General features: G+C 48.0%; 20 protein-coding genes. 6 read left to right on the forward strand and 14 right to left on the reverse strand.

From position 1 onward, the window contains the following. The first annotated feature begins 172 nt into the window (after positions 1–172). Together I8U19_RS12490 and I8U19_RS12495 are read left to right on the forward strand one after the other, a co-directional pair. A complete protein-coding gene (locus tag I8U19_RS12490; protein WP_033099463.1) occupies positions 173–1,177 on the forward strand; it encodes an NAD(P)/FAD-dependent oxidoreductase in 1,005 nt (334 codons plus the stop codon). A gap of 119 nt (positions 1,178–1,296) precedes the next feature. Beyond that, on the forward strand, positions 1,297–1,557 hold the full coding sequence (locus tag I8U19_RS12495; RefSeq protein ID WP_232331071.1) for a hypothetical protein: 261 nt from the start codon (positions 1,297–1,299) through the stop codon (positions 1,555–1,557). Positions 1,558–1,607: 50 nt separating this feature from the next. Here the strand turns inward: I8U19_RS12495 and I8U19_RS12500 are convergent, their stop codons facing one another. Further along, complete coding sequence (locus I8U19_RS12500) at positions 1,608–1,964, reverse strand: HesB/IscA family protein (RefSeq protein ID WP_033099464.1); 357 nt, start codon at positions 1,962–1,964, stop codon at positions 1,608–1,610. A 74-nt stretch (positions 1,965–2,038) separates the two neighbouring features. Next, the gene (locus I8U19_RS12505; RefSeq protein ID WP_198056043.1) at positions 2,039–2,287 is read right to left on the reverse strand and encodes an aspartyl-phosphate phosphatase Spo0E family protein; all 249 of its coding nucleotides are present in this window, start codon (positions 2,285–2,287) and stop codon (positions 2,039–2,041) included. A gap of 534 nt (positions 2,288–2,821) precedes the next feature. On the opposite strand from I8U19_RS12505, the gene mqnE reads away from it, so the two are divergent. Then, on the forward strand, positions 2,822–3,922 hold the full coding sequence (gene mqnE / locus I8U19_RS12510; protein ID WP_033099467.1) for an aminofutalosine synthase MqnE: 1,101 nt from the start codon (positions 2,822–2,824) through the stop codon (positions 3,920–3,922). Positions 3,923–4,020: 98 nt separating this feature from the next. On the opposite strand, the gene I8U19_RS12515 is transcribed toward mqnE, so the two are convergent. From I8U19_RS12515 to cysK, 4 genes are all read right to left on the reverse strand, one after another. Further along, on the reverse strand, positions 4,021–4,260 hold the full coding sequence (locus tag I8U19_RS12515; RefSeq protein ID WP_033099468.1) for a DUF1450 domain-containing protein: 240 nt from the start codon (positions 4,258–4,260) through the stop codon (positions 4,021–4,023). 145 nt (positions 4,261–4,405) lie between these two features. Further along, positions 4,406–4,726: a YuzD family protein gene (locus I8U19_RS12520; protein ID WP_198056044.1), complete on the reverse strand. Its 321-nt coding sequence runs from the start codon at positions 4,724–4,726 to the stop codon at positions 4,406–4,408. Between the two features lie 19 nt (positions 4,727–4,745). Further along, positions 4,746–5,879: a bifunctional cystathionine gamma-lyase/homocysteine desulfhydrase gene (locus tag I8U19_RS12525; protein ID WP_033099470.1), complete on the reverse strand. Its 1,134-nt coding sequence runs from the start codon at positions 5,877–5,879 to the stop codon at positions 4,746–4,748. Positions 5,880–5,883: 4 nt separating this feature from the next. After that, positions 5,884–6,810 carry a cysteine synthase A gene (gene cysK, locus I8U19_RS12530; protein WP_198056045.1) on the reverse strand — a complete coding sequence of 309 codons (927 nt, stop codon included), beginning with the start codon at positions 6,808–6,810 and terminating at the stop codon, positions 5,884–5,886. A gap of 223 nt (positions 6,811–7,033) precedes the next feature. Here cysK and I8U19_RS12535 point away from each other — a divergent pair, with 223 nt between their 5' ends. After that, positions 7,034–7,261 (forward strand): NifU family protein, encoded by a 228-nt coding sequence (locus I8U19_RS12535; RefSeq protein WP_033099472.1) that lies wholly within the window; start codon positions 7,034–7,036, stop codon positions 7,259–7,261. 145 nt (positions 7,262–7,406) lie between these two features. Next, the gene (locus tag I8U19_RS12540) at positions 7,407–8,024 is read left to right on the forward strand and encodes a DUF975 family protein (protein WP_232331070.1); all 618 of its coding nucleotides are present in this window, start codon (positions 7,407–7,409) and stop codon (positions 8,022–8,024) included. A 32-nt stretch (positions 8,025–8,056) separates the two neighbouring features. On the opposite strand, the gene I8U19_RS12545 is transcribed toward I8U19_RS12540, so the two are convergent. The 7 genes from I8U19_RS12545 to I8U19_RS12575 all read right to left on the reverse strand — a co-directional run bounded on the left by I8U19_RS12545 (position 8,057) and on the right by I8U19_RS12575 (position 16,559). Next, the gene (locus tag I8U19_RS12545; protein ID WP_033099474.1) at positions 8,057–8,881 is read right to left on the reverse strand and encodes an MBL fold metallo-hydrolase; all 825 of its coding nucleotides are present in this window, start codon (positions 8,879–8,881) and stop codon (positions 8,057–8,059) included. 86 nt (positions 8,882–8,967) lie between these two features. After that, the gene (locus I8U19_RS12550; RefSeq protein WP_033099475.1) at positions 8,968–9,948 is read right to left on the reverse strand and encodes an ABC transporter ATP-binding protein; all 981 of its coding nucleotides are present in this window, start codon (positions 9,946–9,948) and stop codon (positions 8,968–8,970) included. Beyond that, the gene (locus tag I8U19_RS12555; RefSeq protein WP_198056047.1) at positions 9,941–10,966 is read right to left on the reverse strand and encodes an ABC transporter ATP-binding protein; all 1,026 of its coding nucleotides are present in this window, start codon (positions 10,964–10,966) and stop codon (positions 9,941–9,943) included. The genes I8U19_RS12550 and I8U19_RS12555 overlap by 8 nt, the downstream gene beginning before the upstream one ends. Before the next feature lie 13 nt (positions 10,967–10,979). Beyond that, entirely contained in the window at positions 10,980–11,912 is a 933-nt protein-coding gene (locus I8U19_RS12560; RefSeq protein WP_198056048.1) for an ABC transporter permease, read from the reverse strand. A 7-nt stretch (positions 11,913–11,919) separates the two neighbouring features. Then, on the reverse strand, positions 11,920–12,849 hold the full coding sequence (locus I8U19_RS12565) for an ABC transporter permease (protein WP_198056049.1): 930 nt from the start codon (positions 12,847–12,849) through the stop codon (positions 11,920–11,922). A gap of 89 nt (positions 12,850–12,938) precedes the next feature. Next, complete coding sequence (locus tag I8U19_RS12570; RefSeq protein WP_198056050.1) at positions 12,939–14,573, reverse strand: peptide ABC transporter substrate-binding protein; 1,635 nt, start codon at positions 14,571–14,573, stop codon at positions 12,939–12,941. A gap of 339 nt (positions 14,574–14,912) precedes the next feature. Then, entirely contained in the window at positions 14,913–16,559 is a 1,647-nt protein-coding gene (locus I8U19_RS12575; RefSeq protein WP_198056051.1) for a peptide ABC transporter substrate-binding protein, read from the reverse strand. A gap of 189 nt (positions 16,560–16,748) precedes the next feature. Here I8U19_RS12575 and I8U19_RS12580 point away from each other — a divergent pair, with 189 nt between their 5' ends. Next, positions 16,749–17,108, forward strand: a complete 360-nt coding sequence (locus I8U19_RS12580) for a DUF3899 domain-containing protein (protein ID WP_033099480.1) — start codon at positions 16,749–16,751, stop codon at positions 17,106–17,108. Here the strand turns inward: I8U19_RS12580 and I8U19_RS12585 are convergent. Next, positions 17,096–17,344: a YuzB family protein gene (locus I8U19_RS12585; RefSeq protein WP_033099481.1), complete on the reverse strand. Its 249-nt coding sequence runs from the start codon at positions 17,342–17,344 to the stop codon at positions 17,096–17,098. The two genes, I8U19_RS12580 and I8U19_RS12585, sit on opposite strands and share 13 nt — an antisense overlap. Positions 17,345–17,422: the final 78 nt, after the last annotated feature.

Genomic DNA, 17,422 nt, shown 5'->3' on the forward strand with positions numbered 1-17,422 from the left:
GTGATGGAGGAAGGCAGGAACATCGGTCTGTGTTTGCAGAGTGCCCCAAGATCGAATAGAGTTAGATTGAATTCCAGCAATTTGATTGGGATTTTTTATACACATAAGGTAATATATAAAATATCAACATAAAATCAAGTTTATCTTTTAAGAATTTTCTGGAGGTGGCATCATGACAAACATCGCTCAAAATCCGTCTTCAATCACGGATATTGCCGTGATCGGCGGAGGACCGACAGGTATTTTTGCTGCTTTTTATGCCGGAATGCGCCAATCATCGGTCAAGGTGATTGAAAGTTTGCCGCAACTCGGCGGCCAGCTCTCTGCGCTTTATCCGGAAAAATATATATATGATGTTGCCGGTTTTCCCAAGATTTTAGCGCAAGATCTGGTCAATAACCTGATCGAACAGGCCAACCATTTTAACCCGATTTACTGCCTGGATGAAAAAGTACTGCAAATTAATAAAAAAGAGGAACGCCTGTTTGAGATTGTCACGCAAAAACAAGTCCATCTGGCGAAATCAGTGATCATCACAGCGGGTAACGGGGCCTTTGAACCCCGCAAGCTCAACGTACCCGGTTCAGAACAATATGAACAAAGCAATTTGTTTTATTTCGTGAAGGATAAACAAACCTTCGCGGGCAAAGACGTTTTGATCGCGGGTGGAGGTGATTCAGCCGTCGACTGGGCCCTCATGCTGGAACCGATTGCCAAAAGTGTGACGGTGATCCACCGCCGGGATAAATTCCGCGCCCATGAACACAGTGTAGAATTGATGAAACAATCCCGCGTCCGCATCATCACTCCCAGAGAAATTGAATCTCTTCACGGCAAGGGCCGGATTGAACAAGTGACGATCGTCGACAAGAAATCCGGTGTACGGGAAGAATTGGCCGTCGATGCCGTGATCGTCAGTTTTGGTTTCATCTCGTCATTGGGCCCGATTGTCGAATGGGGGTTGGAGATTGAAAAAGGAGCCATTAAGGTAAATTCCCGGATGGAAACCAACATCCCCGGCATTTACGCAGCCGGCGACATTGCCACTTATCCGGGGAAAGTCAAATTGATCGCCGTCGGTTTCGGCGAAGCCCCCACTGCGGTAAATAACGCAAAACAATATATTGACCCGGATGCCCGCCTTCAACCCGGACACAGTTCCAATCTCAAACTGTAACAATGAAAAGAGTCCCCATCCGCTTAGGCCGGGGACCTTTTAATTTGGTTGTGCATTTCATCGCTGCATGAAAACACCGGAGCAGTGGCAGGTTAAACACAGGAGGTTGAAGAGAAGTCATGCGGAAAATTTCTTATGCCTGCCCCGTTTGCAACGGTTTTTCGGCACTGTCCATTTTATGCCCCAAATGCACGACTCCCTTGATGGATTACGGGCGCTTCAGCGACCTGCTGGGCGATTACAGCCCGTACCGTCCCATTGATGACTTGAAGATGACCGACGGATGGATCGATGTCGCCACCCATCGCTGTCCCCACCATCTGTTCTGTCCCGCCTGCGGTTTTTCCGATGTCGAGATGGTTTCGGAAATAGAAATTTAAATAAAAAACCCGCCTCTTTGTAAACGTGAGACGGGTGTTGGCCCATGCAATCAGCAATCACTTGGTTTTCCGGCATCAGTTGCCGTCCGGAAAGAAGATCCACAGCCGCAAGTAGCGACAGCATTGGGATTTTCAATGCTGAAACCACCGCCCATCAGTGACTCTTTGTAGTCAATGATCGTTCCTTTGAGGTAGGGTTCATTCTCTTTATCAATCAAGGTGCGCACACCATCAAATTCCAATTCGACATCATTTACATGCTTATCTTCATCAAAACCCATGCTGTATGAAAAACCGCTGCACCCTCCATGCTGTACACCGACACGAAGATACAGTTTCTCCGGATTTTCCTGCTCCGCAAGCATTTCCCTTACCTTTAACGCTGCTTGCTTCGTCAATGTGATCATCGGCGATCCCCTCCTTCATTCTTAGTATACAAGGGAATCCGTTGCCGATACAACCGAGCAAACGCGGCGAACATTCAGATCGCTTTAAACATATTGAGGTTTTTGCCCGATTCATCCGGCCGTGTGTGGGTGCGCAAGGGATAAACATTGCTCTTATTCTTCTCCGACCTGGCATTTTCCTGTTCCCATTGGTTGTGCAGCAGATCCAATTCACGACTCAGCTGATAGACCTTCGGATGACTGATCCCCAAGCGAAGTGCAGTTTCCTCCATCCGCTTCCGAACCGCCTCGATCTTGTCCTCCAACGAACGAAACCAGTTCATCCACAACTCCTCCCTTTCCTCAAAACTTGACCCTTGGTTTGTTTTTCTCTAAAGTTAAGCACATTTGTTCGAATTTGCTTACTATTTTCAGTATACAATGACAAAGGTGAAAATGAAAGATGGTATTTTTACAAATTTTTCAAGTAAACCTATTTTTTAGACAACCTGTCTTCCAAGCTCTTGACAATTTACGAAAACCAAAATTATTTTTGTAAAATGATGGGATGCGTTTTCCCATCAATCTCCTTTATACGTTGAAATCCGGCAAATCCGGAGAGCAAAACGCCGTCGCCCATCCCCGAAGCTTGACAGAAAAAGGTGGCACCCCGGCAGGTGTTGGATTCGACAGAGCTCTCGTGCCGTTTTCTATTAACTTCGTTTTGTGATATGATGAAATAGATCATGGCAACTTTTATTTAGAGTATCGAATTTTTCTCAATAAGCACAAACCAAAGCTAAATCGCTTGAATGATACCTGGGCAAAACCGGCCCAAAACATAAAAATCTCCACATCGTGGAGAGGAGGAACTTATGATGTTACTTTCCACCATCACTGACCACGCTCTGGAACCGATCGTGGAAAAGGTTCAAAACGGGGAGCGCCTTACGCTGGAAGACGGTTTAACCCTGTACAATACACCGGATTTGCTGACTGTCGCCCAGCTGGCCAATCTTGTCAACCAGCGAAAAAACGGGGATCGCGTTTATTTTATCCAAAATCTGTACATCAATCCGACAAACGTATGTGAAGCCAAGTGCGCCTTTTGTGCGTTCCGTCGCGACCCGGACGAAGAAGGAGCTTACACCATGTCGCCGGAAGAGCTCCTGGAGTATGTAGAAAAGCGCTACAGTGAGGGAATGCGCGAGTTTCACATCGTGGGTGGTCATAACCACACCGTTCCTTTTGATTACTATCTGAATACGGTATCCATCTTAAAGAAACATTACCCCCATATTACGATCAAAGCTTATACCGCTGCGGAAATCGAATTTTTTTCCCGCCTCTCCGGCCTCTCCATTGAAGAGGTTTTGAAAGAGTTGATGGCTGCCGGTGTGGAATCTCTCACGGGTGGCGGCGCCGAGATTCTGACCGAACGTTACCGGCTGAAAATGAGCCCGGATAAAGCGAGCACAGATCAATATCTGGAAGTTCATCGCATCGCCCACCAGCTGGGGCTAAAAACGCACTGCACGATGCTCTACGGCTCGATCGAGACCCTGGAAGAGCGCCTGATTCATATGATTCGCCTGCGTGAATTGCAGGATGAGACGAATGGATTTTTGGTCTTTATTCCGTTGGCCATGCAGCCGCGCAATGTAAACGCATCGATCAAACGGCGCACGTCCGCGATGGATGATATGCGCACCATTGCCGTCAGCCGGTTGATGATGGATAACTTCCCGCACATCAAGGCATATTTTATCAATATCGGCACCCAACTGGCGCAGCTTGCCACCCAGTTCGGGGCATCCGACCTGCACGGCACCCTTGTAGAAGAGCGAATCAGTCACGCAGCCGGAGCATTAACCCAGCAGGCTCTTACCAAAGACGAACTCATCTGGCTGATCAAAGGGGCGAACCGCACGCCTGTGGAACGGGATACTTTCTATAACCCAATTAAAATCTATGAGTAAGAAAGCAATGCACCGGCTGATCTCCTGTTTTGGGGACTTTTGCAGGCAAAAAAAGCATCCGGCTCAATCCCGGATGCTTTCTTCATTTATAATTGATGTTAAAAGCGAACTTCCGTTTCCTCAATTGCCTTGTAAATGTTTTTCAGCAATTCCTCAGCCGTATCCCCGGTAATCAGTTCCCCGTTGACCAAGGCATAAGGTCCGCTTGCACAAATTCCGCAGTTGCCGAGGCAACCGTATTCAAGCACATCAATTTCCGGATCGGCTTCCAGTTTCTTTTTAATTTCCAAAACATCATCCGTCAAATTGTTAAGACAAAATTCCACCAACGGGAACATCTATCTTCACTCCATTATTGGCCTAACTGATCTACATAGCCATTATACATCGACTCTTTTATTTTGCCCAATCGCAAAAAAAGAGGTTCTTTTTTTCTTCAAAAAAACAAAAAGGCTCCGGCATAATGCGGAAGCCTTTTATCATTTATGATCCGATCTGCACCGCACCCCGCTCTTCGATGATGCGGACAATCTCTTTCAGTTTGGGATTTCCTTCAGCCACTATCTGTTCAGCGATCACGACCACCGGATACCACAGATCCTCATCGATCACTTTGCGGGAAAATGCTGCTTCTTCTTCGGTTTGCGGGTTAAAGATGTCGATATAGCGGACACTCACTTGCTCACCGTACTTGCGTCCCAGTGCCGCCCGCAGCCAGGTGGCCGTTTCGCGGGAAGACGGGAGATTGACACAGCTTGCGCACAACTCCTTCGCACCGTAAACAAGCACTTCGATCGGTTTCATGTTTCTTCCCCTCCTGACATCAGCTTAAAGCTTGATCCAGGTCGGTCAGCAGGTCCTCTATATCTTCCACCCCGACGGAAATGCGGATCAACCCATCCGTAATTCCCAGCCTCTCTCTTTTCTCAACCGGAATAGAAGCGTGGGTCATGCGGGCGGGAACCGAAATCAAACTTTCCACGGCTCCCAAACTTTCTGCGAGGGTGAAGAGTTTGGTTCTCTCCAACACTTGCTCTGCCAGTTCAGCACTGCCCACGTCAAACGAAATCATTCCGCCAAATCCTCTGGCCTGTTTAGCGGCAATCTCATGGCCGGGATGGGTGGCAAGCCCGGGATAATACACTTTCTTCACACGCTCATGATCAGCCAGCCATTCCGCAATCCTGCGGGCATTCGCCTCATGCTGTTTCATGCGCAGCCCCAGTGTGCGGATTCCCCGGATCAACAGCCAGGAATCTTGCGGACCCAAAACCCCGCCGATCGAGTTTTGCAGAAAATGGATCTCCTCGCCAAGGCTCTCCTCTTTGGTGACAGCGATGCCCGCCACAACATCGCTGTGACCGCCGAGATATTTGGTCGCGCTGTGCACAACGATATCGGCTCCCAATTCAAGCGGATTTTGCCAATAAGGGGTTAAAAAGGTGTTATCCACAATCAAAAGGAGCCCATTTTGCCGGCAAATGCCGGAGATCGCGGTAATGTCGCTTACTTTGAGCAGCGGATTGCTCGGGGTTTCCATATAGACTGCTTTTGTTTCCGGACGGATCGCCGCTTCAATCGCTTCCAAATTGCTGGTGTCAACAAAGGTGGCTTCCAGCCCCATCCGGTTAAAGACGCGGGTCAAAACGCGGAACGTTCCACCGTAAACATCATCTCCGACGACGAGGTGATCTCCTTGATGAAAGAGGGAAAGAACAGTGGAAATAGCCGCCATTCCCGATGAAAACGCCAATCCGCGCGCACCGTTTTCCAGTTCGGCCATCAATTGTTCAAGCGCGGCCCGGGTTGGATTGCCCGTCCGGGAGTATTCGTAGCCCGCGTGTTCACCCACGCGTTTTTGTTTATAAGTGGAAACTTGGTAGATCGGAACACTGACGGCACCTGTATGCGGATCGCCAAAAGTGCCCCCGTGAATCAGTTTGGTATCGATTTTCATTGTATCATACACCGCCTTGGTAAATTTTTTTGCTCAGATAGCGTTCACTGCTGTCGGGGAAAATGACCGCGATTCTGGTTCCCGGTTCCGCTTTTTCCGCCTCTTTGAGCGCAGCATAGCAGGCAGCGCCGGACGAACTTCCGACAAGCAAGCCTTCCTTTCGCGCCAATTCTTTCACCAGCGCAAACGCATCTTCATCTTTTACAGTATACACCTCATCTATTAATTGTCGATCGAAATACTCGGGAAAAAGCTCCATGCCGATTCCTTCGGTTTTATGCGGACCCGGCTCTCCTCCTGCGATAATTGATCCTTCCGGTTCGACAATGACCGCTCTCAACTGCGGGTTTTTCTCTTTGAGATAACGTGCCGCCCCCATAAATGTTCCGGCTGAACCCGCACCGGCAATAAAGATGTCAATCTTCCCGTCCGTCTGTTCCCAAATTTCCGGTCCCGTGCTTTGGTAATGGGCCCGGGGATTGGCCGGATTGCTGAATTGTTGGGGGCACCATGCTCCCGGAATTTCTTGTTCCAATTCCAGCGCCTTTTTGATCGCGCCTTTCATTCCTTCTTCCGTCGGCGTATTGATTACCTTTGCTCCCAAAGCGCGCATCAATTCCTGCTTTTCTTCAGAAAACTTCTCCGGAACAACAAAAATCGTTTTGTATTCCGTTCCGACAGCAGCCATGGCCAAGCCGATTCCCGTATTGCCTGCTGTCGGCTCAATGATGGTTCCGCCCGGTTTCAATTTCCCGGTGCGCACCCCTTCCTCAATCAAAGCGATTCCCAAACGGTCCTTCACGCTTCCGCCGGGATTAAAGTATTCTAATTTCGCATACAGCTCTACCTGTTCCGGAATGCCCATGCGCTGAATTCGCACCAACGGGGTGTTCCCAATCAATTCCTTAACATCTTCGTATCTATTTTTCATCGCTTATTCTCCTTTGACAAGATAGTCAAACAGGCTGAAGAAAAGCACCAAATTCATCTTAGCAATTTTTGTTTCCAAATTAAAGGTAAAATCGCTGGCAACCCGCTCTCCGGGAAATAACCATTGATTTTTTCGATAAAAAAACCTACAATGAACTTGACTTCCTGCTTTTACTTCCTTTTGATAAGGATTTCTACCCTGTAAAAAGAAAGGGGTTCTCAGCATGTCTGTACAAGAACGCGTACAAGAAGTATTAGATAAATTGCGTCCTTACATTCAACGTGACGGCGGCGATGTGGAATTGGTTGAAGTCGAAGACGGCATCGTTCGTGTCCGCCTGCTCGGTGCATGCGGAAGTTGCCCCAGTTCGACGATCACATTGAAAGCCGGCATTGAACGGGCCTTGATGGAAGAAATTCCGGAGGTCCGTGAAGTGGAACAGGTGCTTTAATCCTGATCATCCCTTTTCCGAAGATGGAAGAGGGATTTTTTATTGGTTAAAAATTGTTAATAAAAATTCCAAATATAAATGTTTCAATTTAATAGACTTATCTTTATAATGTTGAATATAAATCGACATAAAGGAAGTGATGTTTTTGAATTACGCTGCTCTTCGGCGATACGCCCGCGAGTCCTTGCGCGGAACCTGGGGCTCTGCTGCAGGAGTGACCCTTCTGTTTCTGATTTTGGTCGGACCTCTCAGTTATATCCCTTTCTGGGGTATTTTTATGTCCGGCACCATCACGATCGGCTATACCTTATTCATATTAAAAAAGGTTCGCGGCCAACACGCCGAATTGGGCGATCTGTTTTCGCAATTTAAAAGCGGCCTTTATCTGAAAAGTGTTGGCGCAAGCCTGCTCACTGCCATCTATACTTTTTTATGGACATTACTTTTCGTTATTCCAGGGATCATCAAGAGCTATTCCTACTCCATGACCTATTTCATCTTGCTGGATCATCCGGAATATACGGTAAATGAAGCAATTACCAAAAGCCGGGAAATCATGGACGGGCACAAAGCAAAATTATTTGTGCTGCAACTCACTTTCCTGGGATGGTTTCTTTTATGCAGTATTGTCCCCTTTGGTTTTATCGGCTTTTTTTGGCTGATTCCTTATTACAATGCGGCAAAAGCCCATTTCTATCTGAAAATTACGGGCCAAGCCCGGGAAGAATCCCCTGTACATACAAACATCCCATCCGCCGGATAATTCCCGGCCCGGATGGGATGTTTTTTATCTCATCAAGTTGAAAACAATCTTCCTTCCAGCGCTGCGATGTATCTTTCCGCCGATTTTTGCACGGATTGATTGGCGTTCCGGAGAACAACGCGATGGAACGCATTGTATATACGGTCAAACTTCAGACCGGCCACTTTCTCCGCTATCTCTGCCACTTTTCGGGCCGGAAGGGGGATCAGATTGGGGAAGCTGTACATAAAGCTGACCCATTGGCGGTCGGCAACCACTGTAATTATGTCCCCGGTAAGCAGGATTCCTTTTCCGGCATTGCCAGTCTCCCAATGAAGAACAGCGCCTCCCTTGAAATGCCCGCCAAGACGATGAAGAGTCATCCCTTCTGACAGCTGCAAAGATTCCCCTGTCCAGAATTGGATATAATCGCTGGGGCGCATCACCCATTCTTTATCATCTGTATGGATATAGATCGGAGCGTCGAACGTTTCAGCCCACTCCACCATTGTCGAATAGTAATGGGGATGAGACAGGGCAATCGCCTGAACGCCACCCAATTTCTTCACTTCTGCCACCGTTTTTTCATCCAGGTAAGCAATGCAATCCCAGAGAACATTAAAACCTTGATTTTGCACGAGATAGGTCGTTTGCCCGATGGCAAATCGGGGGTTGGTCGTAATGCTGTACAAACCTTCTTCATCGTGGATGATCTCGTTGTGATATCGTCCGCTTTTTCGCATCATCTCCAAAGTGGTCCAGGTTTGCCCGTCAGGATGGACATATTGGCGCTCCTCGTCACAGATTGCACATCTTGCGGGCGGTTCAGTTGTTGGCGGATATTGAGTCCCGCAAGTGTTGCAAATAAAAGCCTGCATCCTGCGTCCCCCTTTTTGAGGAATTTTATAAGAGAAGGGATAATTCCCTTTCGACATCGCGCAGAGAATGATCCCTTCTCAGATGATTATTCGTTATAAAGATGGCATGCCACAAAGTGGTTGGGCTGTGCTTCTTTCCACTGCGGGATCTCTTTCGCACAAATCTCCATCGCTTTGGGGCAACGGGTGCGGAAACGGCAACCGCTTGGCGGATTGATCGGGCTTGGGACATCTCCTTCAAGAATGATGCGTTCCCGCGTTTTCGCCGTTTTCGGATCGGGAATCGGCACGGCGGAAAGAAGTGCTTCGGTGTAGGGATGAAGCGGATTCTCATACAGTTCGTCACTGCCCGCCAATTCCACCAGATTTCCGAGATACATCACGCCTACCCGGTCGGAAATATATTTCACCATGGATAAATCATGGGCAATAAACAAGTAGGTCAGTCCTTGTTCTTTTTGCAATTTTTTCATCAAGTTCACTACTTGTGCCTGAATGGAGACGTCCAGAGCGGAAATCGGTTCATCGGCTATGATAAACTCCGGTTCCACTGCCAGCGCGCGGGCGATGCCAATCCGTTGCCGCTGCCCTCCACTGAACTCGTGAGGAAAGCGATCGGCATGTTCTTCGTTCAGCCCGACCACTTTGAGCAGTTCGATCACGCGTTTGCGGCGCTCCTCTCCACTGGCCAACCCGTGAATGTCAATTCCTTCCGCGATGATATCCATCACCGTCATGCGCGGATTGAGGGAGGCATAGGGATCCTGGAAAATCATCTGCATCTGGCGGTTAAATGCTCTTAACTCCTGACCTTTTAACTCATGAACATTTTTTCCTTTAAACTCGACTGAACCGTCAGTCACACCGTACAACCGGATCAACGTGCGCCCGATGGTTGATTTGCCGCAACCCGATTCCCCTACCAGACCGAGCGTTTCGCCACGGTAAACATCAAAGGTAACTCCGTCAACCGCTTGAACAACTTGTCCTCCGCCGACAACAAAGTGTTTTTTCAGGTTTTTGACGGAGAGGATCACTTCTTTGTCCTGTGTTTCGGTTTTACTCATCTTTCGTCCCCCCTACTGCTGCCACAGGCGGCTTCACATCCGGCGCCATCGGGTGCTCAAGCCAGCAGGCAACTTGATGCGTCGAAGAAATATCGGTCCGCTCCGGCATTTGTTCCTTACAAATTTTCATGGCATATTTGCAGCGAGCCGCAAACGGGCATCCCTTCGGGGGTGAAATCAAGTCAGGGGGCGATCCCGGAATCGGGAGCAGCTCCTGGTCGCTTCTCAAATCGAGACGTGGCATCGAACCCAACAATCCCCATGTATACGGATGGCGCGGGTTATAAAAAATTTCGTCCAGTTTTCCTGTTTCAATCACAATGCCCGCATACATGACGACAACCCGGTCAGCGATATCGGCCACGACACCCAAATCGTGTGTGATCAAAATAATCGCAGTTCCCGTCTTTTTCTGCAACTCTTTCATCAAGTCAATAATTTGCGCTTGGATGGTCACATCGAGCGCCGTCGTCGGTTCGTCAGCGATCAAAATTTTCGGCTGACAGGCCAGCGCGATCGCGATCATCGCCCGCTGCCTCATCCCTCCGGAAAACTGGTGAGGATATTGCGCAAGCCTTGATTCCGGGCTGGGAATGCCGACAAGGCGCAACATTTCAATCGCTTTGTTCCTTGCTTCGGCTTTGCTCATTTTTTGGTGTCTGACCAGTCCTTCGATGATTTGTGCCCCTACCGTCATGGTCGGATTGAGCGAAGTCATCGGGTCCTGAAAAATCATCGCGATCTCTTTCCCGCGAATTTTTTCCATCTGTTTTTCTGTCGCCTTGGCCAAATCGTCTCCTTCAAACAAAATTTCCCCTTCTTTGATAAAGCCCGGCGGATTGGGAATCAGGCGCATAATCGTCTGCGAGGTTACGCTTTTGCCGCAACCGGACTCCCCGACGATGGCCAATGTTTCCCCCTTCTCAAGATCAAAAGTGACACCGCGCACCGCTTTTACTTCGCCGTTATACGTCTTAAAGGAAACGTGCAGATCACGCACTTCCAACAATTTGCTCATCCTCATTCACCCCCTATTTGCGCATCCGCGGATCAAGTGCATCTCTCAGACCATCTCCGACCAGGTTGAAGGCCAGCATGATCAAACAGAGAATCGCGGCCGGATAAAACAATTGGTATGGGTAAATCTGCAGATAGTTATAACCATCAAACACCAGCGATCCCAGACTGGCTTGCGGCGGACGAATTCCCAGGCCGATCATGCTCAAGAACGCTTCAAAGAAGATCGCCGACGGAATGGCAAATGTTACTGCCACGATAATCGGCCCCATCACATTGGGAATCAGGTGCTTGAACAGTATGCGGCGATGTCCGGCTCCCAGTGTGCGGGCTGCCAACACATACTCCTGTGACTTCAGCTTCATGATCTGTGCGCGCACCACACGGGCCATCGGAACCCACCCGGTGATCGACAGCGCCACCGCAATCGGTACTATTCCCGGATCGAAAACCAACAACATCAAGGTAACGACAATCAGGTTGGGAATGGAATACAAGATCTCAATAATCCGTTGCAAAATATCATCGACCCTGCCCCCGAAATAACCGGAGATACTGCCGATCGTCACCCCGATGCACAAGTCAATCAAGGCAGCCAACAGTGCGATGAGCAGGGAGACTTGCGCCCCGTGCCAAGTACGCTGCCACAGGTCCCGGCCCAAGTTGTCCGTACCGAAATAATGGTCACCTATATGCTCCTGATTGGAGATCGTCAAATTATTTGTATGGTCGTCATACTTATTCATCATCGGGCCAAAAATAGCAAAAAAAACAATGAGTGCTAGAACAATCAGGCCGGCCATCGCTCCCGGATTGGTGCGAAAGCGACGCCACGCATCTTTCCAGAAGCCCATCCGCTCCCGCAGGATTCGCTCCTCCGCCCCAGCTTCACTGGCTACCGGCTCAAACAGCTCCGGCGACAATTCTTTTGCTGCGTTTGCGCTCATCTGTGTCTCACTCCTTTGCACTGGCAATGCGAATTCTCGGGTCAATCACTCCGTAAAGCAAGTCAACCAGGAAGATGGCGACAATAAACAGGATTGCATAGAAAATCGTGATCCCCATAATCATCGTGTAGTCGTTAGTGGTAATCGAATCCACAAAATATTTCCCATCCCCCGGGATGTTGAAGATCTGTTCGACCACAACCGACCCGGTAATGATGTTAATGGTCAGCGGCCCCAGTACCGTAATCGCCGGAATCAGCGCATTTCGCATGGCATGGCGGACAACGATCGCTGAGCGCTTCAATCCTTTCGCCTTGGCCGTTTTCATATAATCTTGATCCAACACTTCGACCATTTCCGAACGAACATAACGAGCCATCTGTGAAATGACAAAGAAGGAAAGAGCTAATGATGGCAAAATGGAATACTCCCAGGACTCCCATCCGGCCACCGGCAAAATGCCCCATTTCACGCCAACCCAAAAAGAGAGCAATCCGGCGGCGACAAAGCTGGGAACCGAAACACCGGCGATGGCGATGACGGTTGAAAGGTTATCCACCCAGGTTCCACGCCTCAGGGCGGCAATAATCCCGAGTGCCAACCCGATGATCACCCCAAAAATAACGCCTTGAATCCCGATCAAGGCCGAGGCCGGGAAGCCTTGCAAGATCAAATCTGTTACCGAACGGCCGTCCAGATTCATGGAATTGCCCAAATCACCCTGAACCAACTTTTCCAAAAACAGTCCGTACTGGACCATCAGCGGTTTATCCAAGCCATAGGAAGCGATAATTTGTTCTCTGATCTCCGGCGGGAGCTTCTCTTCATTTTTCAGCGGGGTACCGGGCAATAAATGCATGAGAAAAAAGGTTATTGTTACGATTACCCATAAGGTAACCACCATATAGCCCAGCCGGCTTAGCGTATATTTCAGCACCTTGATTCACTCCTTTCTTAATGACGGAAAAAAGCAAGGATGAAGGTATATGTCGCAACCGACACATACCTTCATCAAATACACACGGCTTATTCTTCGATGTAAGTCCACTTGAGGCTGTATTCAAATCCGATTGAATTCCAGTACCAGTCTTTGATTTTCGGTTGTTTCAGACCCAGTCGGGTTCTGTAGTAAAGCGGTACAATACCGTGGTCATTGATCAAGATTTGTTCTGCTTTGGTCAAATCATTGAAACGTTGTTTAAAATCCGGATTTTGCTTCGATTTTGCGATTAATTCGTCAAATTCTTTATTGCTCCATTTTCCGCGGTTAAAGCTGTTATCCGACGTGAAAAGATCCAAGAAGGTCATCGGATCGTTATAGTCTGCGTTCCAACCGGAATAAAGGAGATCGAATTGCTGATGTTTTCCTCTCTCCAAGCGTTCTTTGAAGGGTACCGAGTCGATGACGATTTTGGCGCCCAGGTTGCGCTGCAGTTGGTCTTGGAGATAGGCCAAGTCTTTTTTCGCCCCGGTCGTATCGTCACCCAAAATGTGAATCGGTGGCACTTGATCCTGAGTCATGCCCAATTCTTTCAGACCTTCTTGCCAGAGCTGTTTCGCTTTTGCCGGATCATACTGCACTTTGTCCTGATTGACTTCACGATATTTTTTCTTATCATCGAAACCGCTGGCTTTGATGGATGGAGGAACAATGCCGCCGGCCGGAATCGAACCGTTTTGCTCCACTTTGTCAGTCAGCGTTTTCTTATCAATGGCCAAGCCGATCGCTTCCCGGATTTTCGGGTTTTGGAACAGCTTTTCGGTTTGGTTCATTTCCAGATACCAGGATGAAGATTCCTTGATGTTGAAAACATCTTTGTTGTTTTTGTACTTGGCGGTAAATTCAGTCGGCAGATAGGTGAAATCCAGTTTACCCGTGTTGTACAAGTTGATCTGGGTTCCGCCGTCCTTGACAATCTGCCAATTTACCTGTTGCAGTTTGACCGTATTTTTATCCCAATAATTGTCGTTCTTTTTCACACTGAAGCTTTGGTTGTGCACCCAGGAAGTCAGGACAAACGGACCATCGTAAACCATATTTTTCGCTTCGAGCGCGTATTTTTCCCCGAATTTTTCCACAATGTCCTGGCGCTGCGGCAAATAGGTCGGGAAGGTCAACAGATCCAGGAAGTACGGGATCGGCTGTTCCAACGTCACTTGCAGCGTTTTGTCGTCAAGTGCTTTCACCCCGACATCGTCAGCTTTTGCTTTGCCCATGTTAAACGCTTCAGCGTTTTTCACAGGATAGAGGATGTAGGCATACTCTGATGCCGTTTTCGGGTCAAGCGCCCGCTTCCAAGCGTACTCGAAGTCGTGGGCCGTTACCGGTTTGCCGTCACTCCATTTTGCATCGCGGAGTTTAAAGGTATACGTTTTTTTGTCCGGGCTTACCTGCGGGGCGGCCGCGGCAATGCCAAGCACCGGGTTTCCGTCTTTACCGACGCGATAAAGACCCTCCATGATATTGTTCAGCAATGTAGCTGAAACTGTGTCCGTGGACTTCGCGCTATCCAGATTGGGCGGTTCTTGCAATTCAACGAGATTGAGCACTTGTTTGCCTCCGCCGCCGCTCGTACCGCTGAATGTATTACAACCAGATAAGGCCAATGCGGTTACGAGGAGGAGTGCGAACAAGGAGGATAGTTTGAACCTCTTGTTCATCCGATTGCCCCCTTTTTTCAAAGTTAAAATAATTTATAGTTTAGACCAAAAAATGGTCGTAAACCCATCTTTAGGAAGTATGATCTAAATCTTATAAACAATTCGGCTTCAACATTCCGCTTATCAAGCTCTTCCATGCTCTCCTCCGCTCCTCTTCTGTTTATCGCAACGTAATTGCCTCATTTCAGACAATTTACTCTTCAATACTTATCAAATTTTAGCCGCATATTTATATTTAACCCATAATTCAACGATTTGTAAAGGGTTATGTTTTGATAATTGACATGAAACTCTGCTAATAAAAAATGGAGACCTGACCAGGTCCCCATTTGTGTTTTACTATTTTTTGTTGGTAATATAACCCCACTTCAGGCTGTATTCGGCGCCAAACGGATGACGGTAAACATCTTTCACATACGGTTTCTGAATATAGGATTTGCCACCGTAGAAGAGGGGAATGAAAGCGGCCTGTCCTTCCCCGTCAGTCCCGACCAGGATCTTCTCCGCCTGGCTCAGATCCTGATACTCTTGGTGTTCATCCGTTTCCTGCTTCGCCTTTTCCACCAATTGATCATATTGGGCGTTGGAGAAATGGGAGTAGTTCATCGGGTTGTTGCTTTCGAAAATCTCAAAGAATTGCATGGGATCATCATAATCCGCACTCCAACCGAGCATCATCATATCATAATTGCCCGTCTCCGCCCGTTGCAGGTGCACTTTCCATGTCGGGGAATCCAAATTGATATCCCAGCCCAGTGTTTGCCGCAGCTGTTCTTTGATATTGACCGCCACATTCCGTCTGGCCGTCGTATCATATCCAATCATCACAATATTTCTTGGCGGCTGGCTGAGCCCCAATTCTTGCAAACCTTCTTTAAACAGTTTTTGCGCTTGTGCCACATTGGTTCCCACTACTTCGCCGCCGGCGCGGAAAGATTTGTTCGCCTCGCCTTTCATCGAAGGCGGAACCAGTGAACCGGCCGGGCTCGATCCGTCTTTGAGAATACGGTTGGCAATCTGGTCGCGGTCAAGCGCCAGGGTGATCGCTTTCCGTATTTTGTCATTTTTGAAAAATGGATTTTTTTGGTTTAATAGAATATAGTAAACGCCTGCCTGTTTGACACTGACAAAATCCGGCGTTTGTTTATAGGCATCGACAAATGCGTCATTGAGCGGTACAATGTCAAGCTGTCCGGCGTTGTACATGTTGATTCCGGTGGCCAAATCCTTAATGATGTTGATTTCCACCGTTTTCAGGCTGACGCTGTTGCTGTCCCAATAATTGTCATTTCTCTGCAAGACCAATTTCTGCGGAGTCCAACTCTCCACAACAAACGGGCCGTCAAATACCATCTTGTCCACTTCGGTCCCGTATTCCGATCCGTATTTTTCCACAATATCCTGACGCTGCGGCAGGTATACCGTCATTGTGATCATGCTGATAAAATTGAGCATCGGCTTTTCCAGCGTGACCTCAAGCGTATGTTTGTCCAAAACTTTGATCCCTACTTGCGAAGCGCTTGCTTTCCCCTCATTATATTTTTGAGCGTTTTTGATGGGGTAGAGGGCATACGCATATTGGGAAGCTGTTTTCGGGTCAAGTGCGCGAAGCCAGGCATATCGGAAATCATCCGCTGTCACCGGCTGACCGTCACTCCAGTTCGCATCGTCCCGAAGATGGAAAGTATAGGTTTTTTTATCGGGGCTCACTTCATAATTCGTGGCAATTCCATTTTCAGGCTGATTGTCCTGACCCTCGCGCATCAGCCCTTCCTGAATGTTATTGAGGATGTTCATCGACGAAACGTCAGTAGCCCGCGCACTGTCCAGGATGGGAATATCACCGGTATCAGCAATGCGGAGTATCTGATCCTTGCTCAATTGTTCACTGCCGGAAGCTCCGTTTTGTTGAAAAGAGCAACCGGTTAGCGCTAAACTGATCGAGGCGGCAACTCCAACAATGCTTTTCCATTTCTTACTGATCAAATTAAACCCTCCTTTACAGTTAATTCAGTACTTTTCAGATAATTCCCTTATCGCCTCGCTATCGTATTATTGACTTTCACATTATAAATTAATTAGTTGTAATAGAAAAGACAATAACTTAATAATAGAAATAAAAGCATTAACGTTTCACATAATATACAAAAAGATCCGACAGATGGAGGAGCAAAAATGACACAAAAAAAAGCCATCGTCCGCTACATGACAGCGGTTATGGCCATCTTTTTCATCATCACCCTGGTCATTGCCCCGAAAAACAAGCTGGCATGGAGTAACCATTTATTTCTATTCGGACTATTGTTTCTCACTATTTCCGCATCTATTTTTGTAATCCGTGGCGGTTTTTTTCATAACTTTGCCAAGGCTTTCAAAAAATTCAACCGTATCGGCCGCGAGCATGAATTCGCAACGCAACCGGATGAAAAGGCAATGTCCAGGCGCGATGCGGGACTGCGTACCGTGCAGACGGGCTCTTTTTTGGTCGCACTCATCCTCATCGGTTTATCCATATTGCTGCTTTATTCCAGATAATTTGAAAGTTCGCGGACAATCTCTTCATACAGTTCCTCAGGGGTGTCCGCTTCAACCGGCTTGTAATCGATCAAGGCGAAAAACGAACTTCCACAGCGGCCGCAGTAGCCCAAACACCGCTCCGCTTTGACTTTTATGTATGGATGTTTATGGTTTTTCAGTTGATAATATGCCGATAAGGAGCCACTGACCAAATTGGAGATGCAAAATTCCACTACGATTTCCCTTTTTTCCACGGCATCTTCCCCTTTTTTTCAGGGATTAATTTCATTGTATCATTTTTTGATTGCAGAGGAGGGTGAATTTAAATCAAC

This window comes from Thermoactinomyces sp. CICC 10523, assembly GCF_016055105.1.
GTDB lineage: Bacteria > Bacillota > Bacilli > Thermoactinomycetales > Thermoactinomycetaceae > Thermoactinomyces_A > Thermoactinomyces_A daqus.